General features: G+C 67.1%; 8 protein-coding genes. 7 read left to right on the forward strand and 1 reads right to left on the reverse strand.

What is annotated here, in order from left to right; translation table 11 throughout:
- Window positions 1-6 precede the first annotated feature (6 nt).
- The 4 genes from astD to ACY65G_RS09500 all read left to right on the forward strand — a co-directional run bounded on the left by astD (window position 7) and on the right by ACY65G_RS09500 (window position 8,755).
- Window positions 7-1,482: a succinylglutamate-semialdehyde dehydrogenase gene (gene astD, locus ACY65G_RS09485; RefSeq protein WP_464997119.1), complete on the forward strand. Its 1,476-nt coding sequence runs from the start codon at window positions 7-9 to the stop codon at window positions 1,480-1,482.
- A 9-nt stretch (window positions 1,483-1,491) separates the two neighbouring features.
- Window positions 1,492-2,832 carry an N-succinylarginine dihydrolase gene (gene astB, locus ACY65G_RS09490; protein WP_464997120.1) on the forward strand — a complete coding sequence of 447 codons (1,341 nt, stop codon included), beginning with the start codon at window positions 1,492-1,494 and terminating at the stop codon, window positions 2,830-2,832.
- Between the two features lie 135 nt (window positions 2,833-2,967).
- Complete coding sequence (locus ACY65G_RS09495; RefSeq protein ID WP_464997121.1) at window positions 2,968-7,728, forward strand: NAD-glutamate dehydrogenase domain-containing protein; 4,761 nt, start codon at window positions 2,968-2,970, stop codon at window positions 7,726-7,728.
- Window position 7,729: 1 nt separating this feature from the next.
- Window positions 7,730-8,755 carry a succinylglutamate desuccinylase gene (locus ACY65G_RS09500; RefSeq protein ID WP_464997122.1) on the forward strand — a complete coding sequence of 342 codons (1,026 nt, stop codon included), beginning with the start codon at window positions 7,730-7,732 and terminating at the stop codon, window positions 8,753-8,755.
- A 196-nt stretch (window positions 8,756-8,951) separates the two neighbouring features.
- On the opposite strand, the gene ACY65G_RS09505 is transcribed toward ACY65G_RS09500, so the two are convergent.
- Window positions 8,952-9,236 carry a hypothetical protein gene (locus tag ACY65G_RS09505; protein WP_464997123.1) on the reverse strand — a complete coding sequence of 95 codons (285 nt, stop codon included), beginning with the start codon at window positions 9,234-9,236 and terminating at the stop codon, window positions 8,952-8,954.
- 169 nt (window positions 9,237-9,405) lie between these two features.
- Between ACY65G_RS09505 and ACY65G_RS09510 the strand changes: the two genes are divergently transcribed.
- From ACY65G_RS09510 to ACY65G_RS09520, 3 genes are all read left to right on the forward strand, one after another.
- Window positions 9,406-10,518, forward strand: a complete 1,113-nt coding sequence (locus ACY65G_RS09510; RefSeq protein WP_464997124.1) for an NADH:flavin oxidoreductase/NADH oxidase — start codon at window positions 9,406-9,408, stop codon at window positions 10,516-10,518.
- A 19-nt stretch (window positions 10,519-10,537) separates the two neighbouring features.
- Window positions 10,538-11,191, forward strand: coding sequence for an HAD hydrolase-like protein (locus ACY65G_RS09515; RefSeq protein ID WP_464997125.1), 654 nt, complete (start codon window positions 10,538-10,540; stop codon window positions 11,189-11,191).
- Between the two features lie 132 nt (window positions 11,192-11,323).
- On the forward strand, window positions 11,324-12,829 hold the full coding sequence (locus ACY65G_RS09520) for an APC family permease (protein ID WP_464997126.1): 1,506 nt from the start codon (window positions 11,324-11,326) through the stop codon (window positions 12,827-12,829).

Below are 12,829 nucleotides of genomic sequence, written 5' to 3' on the forward strand. Positions count from 1 at the left end.
AACCACATGCCCGATACCGTACTGTCCAACTTCATCGCCGGCCGCTGGCAAGCCGGCAGCGGCGCCGAACTGATCACCGTCGACCCGGCCACCGGCATCGAAACGTGGCGCGGCAAGGCCGCGGCACTGGAGGACGTGGCGGCCGCCTGCAGCGCCGCGCGTGCCGCGTTCGAGCCCTGGGCCGAGCGGCCGCTGGAAGAGCGCATCGCCATCGTCACCCGCTTTCGCGACCTGCTGAAGGAAAACAACGAGGCGCTGGCGGAGCTGATCGCCCAGGAAGTGGGTAAACCCATGTGGGAAGCGCGCACGGAAGTGACGACGATGGCGAACAAGGTCGACATCTCGGTGCAGTCGTACAACGCGCGCACCGGCGAAGTCCAGAACAAGATCGCCGATGGCGCCGCCGTACTGCGCCACCGCCCGCACGGCGTGTTCGGCGTGTTCGGCCCCTACAATTTCCCCGGCCACCTGCCGAACGGCCACATCGTGCCGGCCCTCATCGCCGGGAACACCGTCGTGTTCAAGCCCAGCGAATACGCGCCGCGCACGGCGATCAAGACCGTGGAACTGTGGGAGCAGGCAGGCGTGCCGGCGGGCGTGATCAACCTGGTCAACGGCGGCCGCGATACCGGCGTGGCGCTCGGCCAGAACGCCGACATCGACGGCGTGCTGTTCACCGGCAGCAGCCAGACGGGTGCCGCGCTGCACCGCCAGTTCGGCGGCCAGCCGGGCAAGCTGCTGGCGCTGGAAATGGGCGGCAACAACCCGCTCGTCGTGTGGGACGTGCAAGACATCGACGCCGCCGTGTTCATGGCGATCCAGTCGGCCTTCATCTCGGCCGGCCAGCGCTGCACGTGCGCGCGCCGGCTCGTCGTGCAAAAGGGCGAGAAGGGCGATGCATTCCTGCGCCGCCTGGTCGACGTGGCCGCGAAGATCCAGGTGGGCGAGTCGCATGCGGAGCCGCAGCCATTCATGGGCCCGGTGGTTTCCGCCGCCGTCGCCGAAAAGCTCGTGCAGGCGCAGGCCGCCATGGTCGAGAAGGGCGGCAGGCTGCTGCTGGAAATGAAACAGCTGAAGCCGGAAACGGGCTTTGTCTCGGCCGGCATCGTCGACGTGACCGATGCGCAGGGTATCCCCGACGAGGAATGGTTCGGCCCCCTGCTGCAGGTCTACCGCACGGACGATTTCGACACGGCGCTGCGCATCGCCAACAACACGGAATTCGGCCTGGCCGCGGCCCTGCTGTCGAACGAGGAAGAACTGTGGAAGAAATTCCAGCTGCGCGCCCGCGCCGGCATCGTCAACTGGAACCGCCCCACGACCGGCGCGGCCAGCACGGCGCCGTTCGGCGGCGTGGGCAAGTCCGGCAACCACCGGCCCAGCGCCTACTATGCGGCCGATTACTGCGCCTACCCGGTCGCATCGATCGAGAACGGCGCACTGGAAATGCCGGCCAAGCTGTCGCCAGGCCTGACGTTCTGAGGAAGATCCATGAGCACGCGTGAATTCAACTTCGACGGCCTGGTGGGGCCATCGCACAACTATGCCGGCCTGTCCTTCGGCAACGTGGCTTCGTTCAACAACGTCAAGAGCGCATCGAACCCGAAGCAGGCCGCCTTGCAGGGCCTGGCCAAGATGCGCGCGCTCGCCGCACGCGGCTTCGCGCAAGGTTTGCTGCCACCGCAGGCGCGGCCGAACTTCCGCCTGCTGCGCAGCCTGGGCTTCACGGGCAGCGATGCGCAGGTGCTGGCGCGGGCATACAAGGAGTCGCCCGTGCTGCTGGCCAGCGCGTACTCAGCGTCATCGATGTGGACCGCCAATGCCGCCACCGTGAGCCCGTCGCGCGACACGGCGGACGGCAGGGTGCACTTCACGCCGGCCAACCTGAACAACAAGCTGCACCGCTCGCACGAGCACGAGCAGTCGGGCCGCGCGTTGCGCGCCATCTTCCATGACGAGCGCCACTTCGCCGTGCACGACGCGCTGCCGTCCACGCCGGCGTTCGGCGACGAGGGCGCCGCCAACCATACGCGCCTGTGCCGCGAGCATGGGGCGGACGCCGTCGAGCTGTTCGTCTACGGACGCGTCGAATTCGATCCCGCCGCGCCGGCGCCCACGCGCTATCCGGCGCGGCAAACGCTGGAAGCGTCGGAAGCCATCGCCCGCCTGCACGGCCTGCAGGAAGCGCGCACCGTGTACGTGCAGCAGAATCCCGCCGTGATCGACCAGGGCGTGTTCCACAACGACGTGATCGCCGTCGGCAATGCCAACGTGCTGTTCTACCACGAGCAGGCGTTCGCCGACGAGCAGGGTACCTTGCTCAAGCTGCGCCAGGCGCTCGACGGCGTCGAGGCCGAGCTGGCGCCGATCCGCGTGGAGACCGGCCAGGTGGCGGTGGCCGATGCGGTGCAGAGCTACCTGTTCAACAGCCAGCTGCTGTCGAAGCCGGACGGCAGGATGGCGCTCGTGATCCCGCGCGAATGCGAGGAAAACGCCGCCGTGGCGAAGTACCTGCAAGGCCTGGTGGCCAGCGGCGGCCCGGTCGACGAGCTGGTGCACTTCGACCTGCGCCAGAGCATGCGCAACGGTGGCGGCCCCGCCTGCCTGCGCCTGCGCGTGGCGCTGACGGACCAGGAAGCCGCGGCGATGCACCAGGGCGTGGTCATGACCGAAGCGCTGTACCACAAGCTCGTGGGCTGGGTGGACAGGCACTACCGCGACCAGCTCGCGCCGCAGGATCTGGCCGACCCCGCGCTGGCGATCGAGATCGCCGCCGCACTGGAGGAACTCGAACGCCATCTCGGGCTGCCCGGGCTGTATGATCTGGGCTAGAACGTAGAGTGTTCTCACGTTTGGCAGATTGAACAATGAGTGGGGCTGGGCGATCCTCGGCCCCATTGCACATTGCGCCAGCCACGAGCCGGCGCGCAGTACCCATCACGCACACTGGAATAACTGGAGAAGCAGATGACAAAGATGCCGCAGCAACTGCGTAGTGAAACCCTGGAACTCGTCAATGGCGGCGTCGCCGGCAAGGGCGCCGACGGCACCCCCGTGGGCGCGCTGATCGCGCTCTGGCTGAAGTCCCTCGACGATGAAGACCTGGCCGATACCCTGCCCGCCAGCCTGGCGCCGGTGCTGGTGGAAGGCTTCACCGCCGCGGCCCGCCGCACGGTGCCGGGCGCGCAGATCGCCACGCTGCGCTATGCGGATGGCCGCGGCGGCAACGCCACGGCGCTGCTGGTCCTGAACGACGACATGCCGTATCTCGTCGACTCCATCGTGATGGTGCTGCGGCGCCGCAAGGTGCAGGCGAACGGCGTGCTCAATGCCGTGCTGCCGGTCACGCGCGACGCGAACGGCGCCGTCACGGCCGCCGGCGAACCGGGCGCGAAACTGGAGTCCTACGTGCTTTGCCTGCTGGCCGAGGAGCTCGACGACGCCTCGCTGCGCGAGCTGAAGGAAGGCATCGAAACGGTGGCGCGCGATGCCGCCGTCGTCCGGCGCGACCTGCCGACGATGAAGAACCGCTTCACCACCGTGGCCGATTCCGTGCAGGGCCAGGGCGAAGAGGGGGCCGAGGCCGCCGCCTTCCTGCAATGGGCGCGCGACGACGGCTTTGAAGTGCATGGCTATGCGTACTACCACGTGAAGCCCGGCACGCGCGAGCTGGAGCGCGACCTGCCCAGCCGCATCGGCGTGCTGCAGGATACCGCGCATCCGGTCTATGGTACCTGCCTGGCGAACATCCCCGGCGACCTCGATACGCTGAACCGCCGCGGCCACATCCTCTCCATCGTCAAGGCGGACGTGGGCGGCACGCTGCACCGCGACGAGCAGCTCGATTTCATCGGCGTGCGCGCCGCCGACGGGAACGGCAACGTGCTGGGCGAGCACTGCTTCATCGGCCTGTTCACCCGTGCCGCGATGCTCACGCCGCTGGCCCGCCTGCCGTTCGCGCGCGGGCGCATCGCCCAGGTGCTGAAGATCGCCAACCTGCGCCAGGAAGGCTTCCGCGCCGAAAAATTCATCGAGATCCTGGAATCGCTGCCGCGCACCGAGGCGCTGGAAGCGGATCCCGAATGGCTGGCCGAAGTGTGCAGCGCCGTCGTTTCGCTGTACAAGCAGCCGCGCACGAAAGTGTTCGCGCGGCGCGACGTGTATGCGCGCCACCTGAACGTGCTGGTCTACCTGCCGCGCGAGCGCTACAGCGCCAGCGTGGCATCGGCCCTGTCCCGCGCGCTGCAGGAGAGCTCCGGCGCCACGCATGTCAGTTCGCACACGCTGGTGGCGGATGGCCCGCTGGCCCGCCTGTACATGATCGCGCACGCGGCGCGCTACCCGCTGGACCTGGAAAGCGACGTGCAGCGCCCGCTGCTGTCGGTCCTTGATGGCTGGCATGAAGGTTTTTCCGAACTGGCCGACGCGGTGCCGGACGAGCACCTGCGCAACGACCTGCGCCGCCTGTGCGCCACGCTGCCGGTCGACTACGTGGCGGCCACGTCGCCGGCCGTCGCATTCCATGACCTGGACACGATCCTGCGCAACGGCATGCCGGAGCGCGCCAGGGTGCGCATCGAGCTCGCATCGGCCGCCAGTCCCGCCACGATCCGCATCTACACGCTGGACAAGACGCCCACGCTGTCGTCGATCCTGCCCGCGCTGCACAACGCCGGCGTGCTGATCGACCGCGAACGCGCGCACACGATCCGCACGGCCAACGGCCAGCGCCACTATGTGACGAGCCTTGCCGTGGATGCCGCGTCGGCCGAGAAGCTCGCGCGTCCCGGCGTGGCCGCCGTGGCCGAGGACCTGTTCGCCGCGCTGTTCAACGACGATATCGAGGATGGCCGCCTGAACGGCCTGGTGGTCGAAGGCGGCCTGAATCCGCGGCAGGTGCAGCTGGTGCGCGCCTACATGAGCTACTGGCGCCAGACCGGCACGCAGTTCTCGGTGCGCTACATTGCCGAGAGCCTGCGCCGCCAGCCGGCACTGGTGAAGGAAATCGTCGACGCGTTCGAGCACCGCTTCGATCCGCGGCGCAGCGAGGAAGACCGCGCCGCGGCCCGCGAACAGCTGGTGGCGCTGAAGGCCCGCGTGCCGCAGGTGAACCATGCCGACCTGGAGGTGATCCTGGCCGCGCTGATCGACCTGATCCTGGCCACCGTGCGCACCAATTACTTCCAGCCCAGCCCCGAGCTGCAGAACCCCGACGTGCTGGACGTGCGCGACAAGGTCATCTTCAAGTTCGATACGAGCCGGCTCGCCTTCCTGCCGGAGCCGAAGCCATACCGCGAGATCTACGTGTTCTCGCGCCGCTTCGAAGGCGTGCACCTGCGCGGCGGCCCGGTGGCGCGGGGCGGCCTGCGCTGGTCGGACCGCATGGAGGATTACCGCACGGAGGTGCTGGGCCTCGTGAAGGCGCAGATGGTGAAGAACGCCGTCATCGTGCCCGCCGGCGCCAAGGGCGGTTTCGTCTGCAAGCAGATGCCGGCTGGCGCGCCGCGCGAAGTGGTGGCGGCCGAAGGCGAAGCCGTGTACCGCATGTTCATCGCCAGCCTGCTGGAAGTGACGGACAACCGCGTGCTGGGCAAGATCGTGCCGCCGCAGGACACCGTGCGCTACGATGACGACGACCCGTACCTGGTGGTGGCGGCCGACAAGGGCACGGCCTCGTTCTCCGACATCGCCAACAGCATCGCCGTGCAGCGCGGTTTCTGGCTGGGCGACGCATTCGCCTCCGGCGGTTCGAACGGCTACGACCACAAGAAGCTGGGCATCACCGCCAAAGGTGCGTTCGAAGCCGTCAAGCGCCACTTCTACGAGATGGGCCACGACATGGCCAGCACGCCGTTCACCGTGGTCGGCGTGGGCGACATGTCCGGCGACGTGTTCGGCAACGGCATGCTGTTGTCGGACAAGATCCGGCTGCTGGCCGCGTTCGACCACCGCCACATCTTCCTCGACCCGAACCCGGACACGGACAAGTCGTTCGCCGAGCGCCAGCGGCTGTTCGCGCTGCCCCGCTCGTCGTGGGAAGACTACGACAAGGGCCTGATCTCCGAAGGCGGCGGCGTGTATCCGCGCTCGCTGCGCACCATCGACCTGTCGCCGCAGATCCGCGAGGCGCTCGATATCAGTGAATCGTCGCTGTCGCCCGAGGAGCTGATGCACCGCATCCTGCTGGCGCCGGTGGACCTGTTCTACAACGGCGGTATCGGCACCTATATCAAGGCCTCCACGGAAACCAACGCGCAGGTGAAGGACCGCGCCAACGACCAGATCCGCGTCAACGGCAGCGCGCTGCGCTGCAAGGTCGTGGGCGAGGGCGGCAACCTGGGTGCCACGCAGGCCGGCCGCATCGAGTTCGCGCTGGCCGGCGGGCGCATCTTCACCGATGCGATCGACAACTCGGCCGGCGTGGATTGCTCCGACCACGAAGTGAACGCCAAGATCTGGCTCGACGTGGAAGTCAACGCGGGCCTGCTGACGGAAGAGCAGCGCAACCGCACGCTGAACGACATGACGGACGATATCGTGCGCCTCGTCCTGCGCGACAACACGCAGCAGACGCGCCTCCTGGTGCGCGAGCTGCAGGCGCAATCGGATATCTCGGTGCAGAAGGGCTATGCCGCGCTGATCGCCAGCCTGGAAGAAGAGGGCGCGCTGTCGCGCGAGCTGGAGATGCTGCCGTCGGTGGCCGAACTCGCCCGCCGCAAGGGCGACAACCGCGGCCTGACGACGCCGGAACTGGCCGTCGTCATCGCCAACGTGAAGAACCGCTACAAGCGCCTGCTGGGCGTGCTGCCGCTGACGGAGGAAAGCTGGGCCGAAGCCGTGCTGCGGCCTTACTTCCCCGAACTGCTTGTGGCTACCCGTTCGCCGCTGGCGCACCCGCTGGCCAACGCGATCCTGGCCACCGTGCTGGCCAACGAAGCGGTGAACCGCTGCGGCCCGCTGATGCTGCGCAACCTGGCGCAGGAACATGGCGTGGCGGAGACGGACGTGATCCTGGCATGGGGCGAGGCATGGTCGGCGCTGAACCTGAACCCAGTGTTCGATACGCTCGACGCCGATGCGCTGGCCGTGCCGCGCGAGGTGTCGATGGCCGTCGATGCGCGCAGCCGCTCGGCGCTGCGTGCCGTGCTGGAAGGCGTGCTCGCGGTGCCGAAGGAACAGTTGCGCGGCAGCGGCGGCATCGCCGAGCTGGCCCGCCTGTTCGACGAGCCGGGCATGGCCGGGCGCCTCGCACCGGACGGCACCACGTTCGAAGCCGATGCGGTGCCCGACGCGAAGCCAGAATTCGCCACGGCGTGGAAAGCCCTGGAAGGCATCGAGGGCGTGTCCGCCTTCCTGTTCGCGGCACTGTCGGTGCAGCGGCCGGAAGGCATGGATTTGCCCGCGTTCCTTGCGCTGGGCACCACGTTGCGCGCGAAGGCCGGTATCGGTGCGCTGGAGCGCGGCCTGGATCTGCCGGCCACCAGCAAATCGCAGGAACAGTTGCGCAGCTATGCGCAGCAGGCATTGCGGCGCACGCAGCAGCGCTTGCTGGCACAGGTGCTGGCCCGCGCGGCCGGCCATGGCGCCGGCGCCGTGGATACCGTGATCGCGGCGCTCAACCTGCCGACGTTCAGCGCACCGGCGGACCTGGAGCAGGCGATGCTGGATGTGTGGACCTTGTCCGAAGCTGTCAATACCGGCGGCTATGGCATGCAGAAGGCGGCCTGAGATGGCGGCACCATTGGAGAACACACTGCCGCCGGCGGCCGATGGTGCGGCCGCGCTGCCGCCAGCCGTGCGGGCCCTAGCGGAGGCTGACTTCTCGGCCATCGCCCGCACGTTCGGTGACGCGGGCTTTGCGGTAACCGAGCCGGCGGACGGCATTCTCTCCATCCGCCATACCGGTACCGGCCGGCCGGCCGTGCTGCTGTCCGTCGGCGTGCACGGCGATGAAACGGGGCCGATCGAGCTGACGGCTTACCTGCTCGATGCGCTGGCGCGCGAACCGCAGGCGCTGGCGGTGGACCTGATGGTCTGCGTGGGCAGCATCGGCGCGATCCGTGCCGGCAAGCGCTTCATCGACGCCGACCTGAACCGCATGTTCCGCGCCGAGCGGGGCAGCCTGGCCGGCACCGCCGAAGCGGCGCGGGCGGACGAGATGATCGCCGCCACCGCCGCGTTCTTTGCCGATGCCGGCCCGGAGCGCTGGCACCTCGACCTGCACACGGCCATCCGCGCGTCGCATTACCCCACGTTCGCGATCGTGCCGGAACTGATCGCCACGCCGGCGCGCGAGCGTTTGATCGGCTGGCTGGGCGAAGCGGGCATCGGCGCCGTCATCCTGAACCGGGAAACGGCCGGCACGTACAGCTTCCACACGGCCGAGCACCACGGTGCCGCGGGCAGCACGGTGGAGCTGGGCCGCATCGGCACGCTGGGCCGCAACGACCTGGCGCAATTCGCCGCCGCTTCCGCCGCGCTGGACCGGCTGCTGCGCGGCAAGCCACCGCAGCCTGCCCCGCAACAACCGCACCTGTTCCGGGTTGCGCAAAACATCCTCAAGCTGTCCGACGGCTTCACGATGGCCTTCGGCAAGGAAACGCAGAACTTCACACCACTCAAGCAGGGCGACGAGATCGCCCGCGACGGCGACACGGTTTATACGGTGCAGCATCCCGAGGAATTCGTCGTGTTCCCGAATCCGGATGTCCGTATCGGCCTGCGCGCCGGCATGATGATCGTCCGTATCGGCTGACCACATACGGCATTACAGCTCACCCCGTGTCCACCTTGGGGTCAGGCACAAAAGTGGACACAGCCTCGACTATGGTGTGGCCGAGCTCGTGTCTGTTTTCGGGCCTGACCCCAGGGTGGACACGGCCTCGACTGTGGAGACGTAAAAAAAGCCACCCGAAGGTGGCTTGTGAGGCAGGAAGCTGGTGTCACTCGGATCAGATTGAAGCGAACTGCGTCGCTTGTGCCCGGGAATTCTGGTCGCGCATCTTGCGCATGGCCGGCCCATCCGGCACGCCGGCCGACGAAGCGGACGACGCGCGCGCAGCCGTGGCCGGGACAGGCGGCTTCTCCGATGATTCGCCGGCGCGGCTGTCGTCCGGCAGCCAGCGGACGATGGCCGCGGTCGCAACGACGGAGAGCAGCACGATGCCGGCGGCGGCCACCAGCATCAACGGATCGATGCGCGTAGAAGTGGTCGGGATCTTCTGGTACAGCGTCATCTCTTCCTCCTGTCTCGTCTGCTATTGGTATACGACAAGGTTATCCTTATACCAATAAGCGATCTACCCTTTTCCCTGTATCAAAGGTAAGCACATGTAACGACGCCCGGTAAAAGCGGGATCGGGCGATCCTCGCTACACTCTTTGCTATACCGTTGAAAGGAATTTCATGAGCCAGCTTTTTTCCCCGTACACCCTCGGCGAGACCCCCCTGAAGAACCGCATCGCCATCGCGCCGATGTGCCAGTATTCCGCCACCGACGGCCTGCCTGCCGACTGGCACATGATCCACCTCGGCAACCTGGCCCTGTCCGGCGCCGCGCTGCTGATCCTGGAAGCGACGGCCGTGTCGCCCGAAGGCCGCATTTCGGCGCAGGACCTTGGCCTGTGGTCGGACGAGCACCGCCGGGCACTGCAACGGGTCGTGGCGGCCATCCGCCGGCATTCGCCGATCGTGCTGGCCGTGCAGCTTGCCCATGCCGGCCGCAAGGCATCGTCCGCCGTGCCATGGGAAGGCGGCGGCAATATCCTCGTGGAAGACGGCGGCTGGCAGACCGTGGCGCCCTCGGCGGTGCCGCACGCCGAAGGTGAAACGGTGCCCGTGGCGCTCGATGACGCGGGCCTCGCGAAAGTGAAACAGGATTTCGTCGACGCCGCACGCCGCGTGCACGAACTCGGCATCGAGGCAATCGAACTGCATGGCGCGCATGGCTACCTGCTGCACCAATTCCTGTCGCCGTTGTCCAACCAGCGTACGGACCGCTACGGTGGCTCGCTGGAGAACCGCATGCGTTTCCCGCTCGAAGTATTCAAGGAAGTGCGCGCCGCGGTACCCCGCAGCGTGGCCGTGGGAATGCGGATCTCGGCCTCCGACTGGGTAGAGGGCGGCTGGGATATTGAACAGAGCGTGGTCTTTGCCAACGAACTGAAGAAGCTCGGCACCGACTTCATGCACGTGTCCAGCGGTGGCGTGTCGCCGAAACAGAAGATCCCCGTCGGCCCCGGCTACCAGGTGGGTTTTGCCGAGCGCATTCGCCGCGAGACAGGATTGCCGACGATCGGCGTGGGCCTGATCACCGAGGCGGAGCATGCCGAAGCCATCGTGGCGCAGGGCCAGGCCGACATGGTCGCACTGGCCCGCGGCATCCTGTACGATCCGCGCTGGCCGTGGCACGCGGCCGCGCAACTGGGCGCGCAGGTCGACGCGCCGCCGCAATACTGGCGCTGCCAGCCGCATGACCAGAAACAGCTGTTTGGGGATACACGTCTCGGACAGCGCTGACAACCGGACAAAGGGAACGATGCGCCGCTACGACCTGCTGATCTTCGATTTCGACGGCACGCTGGCCGACAGCTTTCCCTTCTTCCTCGAAGTGTTCGATACCGTGGCGGAAGCGCACCACTTCCGGCGCCTGGACCCTTCCCGCCTGGACGAACTGCGTGGCGCCGAGCTGCCGCAAATCATGCGGCAGTTGGGCATGCCGCGCTGGAAGCTGCTGCCCGTGGCGATGCATTTCCGCACGCTGATGGCGCAAAGCATCGGCCGCATCCGCCTGTTCGATGGCGTGGCCGGTGTACTGCGCAGCGCGGCGGCCGATGGCGTGCTGCTGGCCATCGTCAGTTCGAATTCCGAAGCCAATGTGCGTGCCGTGCTGGGCGAGGATGCGCGCCTGTTTGCCCACTTCGAATGCGGCGCGGCGCTGTTCGGCAAGCGCCGCCGCCTGCACCGCGTGGTGCAGGGCAGCGGGGTGCCGGGCGAGCGCGTGCTGTGCGTGGGCGACGAAGTGCGCGACATCGATGCCGCGCATGCCGAAGGGCTCGATTTCGCCGCGGTTGCCTGGGGCTATGCCAAGCCCGAAGCACTGCGTGCACGTGCGCCGAAGCTGATGTTCGGCAGCGTGGCCGACATGGCGGCGCAGCTCGCATACTGCGCGAAATCGCCCTCCGCAAGTTGAAGTATCTTTATTACCACTTGTTTTTTGCACACAAAATTCTCTTAGGGAAGTCGCGAAACTTGGCCCTATAATCGCGACTTTGCCCGGCGTCACGAGCGCCACGGCCTTGAACACCCTGACAAGGAACCCCCTGTGAGCCAGACGCTGGTCCAGAAACTGACCCGTACCAAACCGGTCGCCGCCACCGCCGACACGAGCCCGGAAACAGCCCCGGGCATTGGCATGGAAACGCCGCATGCTCCCGGCGGCCTGGCCCGCTCGATGGGCCTGTTCTCGCTGACGATGATCGGCGTCGGCGCCACCATCGGCACCGGCATCTTCTTCACGATGGTCGAAGCGGTGCCGAAGGCCGGCCCCGCCGTGATCCTGTCGTTCCTGCTGGCGGCGCTGACGGCCGGCCTGACAGCGCTGTGCTATGCCGAACTGGCGTTCCGCATTCCCGCATCCGGCTCCTCGTACTCGTTCGCGTATGCCACCGTGGGCGAATTCCTGGCCTTTATCATGGCCGCCTGCCTGCTGCTCGAATACGGGCTGGCCGCCAGCGCCACGGCGATCGGCTGGTCCGACTACCTGAATAACTTCCTGGGCAATGCCTTCAACTGGCACATACCCACGCTGCTGCGCACGCCGATGATCGTGTCGACACCGGAAGGCGTGGTGTTCAACTGGGGCCACGTCAACCTGCCGCCGATCATCCTGGTGGCACTGTGCTGCTTCTTGCTGTCGCGCGGCGCCAAGGAATCGGCGCGCACCAACGCCATCATGGTCATCATCAAGCTGGCGATCCTGCTGTTCTTCGTGGCCGTGGCCTTTACGGGTTTCGATGCCGACAACTTCACGCCATTCTTCAAGGGCGAAGGAGAGAAGGGCTTGCTGGGCATGGCCGGCGTAACGGCCGCCGCCGGCACCGTGTTCTTCTCGTTCATCGGCCTCGATACCGTGGCCACCGCGGGCGAGGAAGTACACAACCCGAAGCGCAATGTCCCGCTGGGCATCCTTGCCGCGCTGGGCATCGTTACCGTGTTTTATCTGCTCGTGTCCGTGGCCGCGATGGGCGCGCAGCCGGCGCACATGTTCGAGGGCCAGGAAGCCGGCCTCGCCGTGATCCTGCAGAACGTGACAGGCCAGGCATGGCCGGCACTGGTATTGTCCGCCGGCGCGGTGATTTCCGTGTTCTCCGTCACGCTGGTCACGATCTATGGCCAGACCCGCATCCTGTATGCGATCTCGCGCGACGGCCTGATCTCGAAGGGTTTCCACAAGATCCACGAGCGCACGGCAACGCCGGTGCTGAACACGATCATCGTCAGTATCGTGGTGGCTTTCGTGGCAGGCTTCGTCGACGCCACCTTCCTGTGGGACATGGTCAGCATGGGCACGCTGACGGCGTTCATCTTGGTGTCCGCCGCGGTGCCCGTCATGCGCGCCAAGGAGCGCCGCGCAGGCTCCTATAAAAAAGGGGGCTTCCGCGTGCCGCTCGGGCCTTACCTGGTGCCGGGCCTGTCGATCGCGGCGTGCCTGTACCTGATGGTGGGCCTGTCGCACACCACGCGCGTGATCTTCTCGATCTGGATGGCCGCCGCCATCGTCACCTATTTCGCCTATGGCATCCGCAATTCCCGCCTGAACAAGGTTTGA

It is taken from the genome of Pseudoduganella sp. jia 12 (assembly GCF_055502675.1).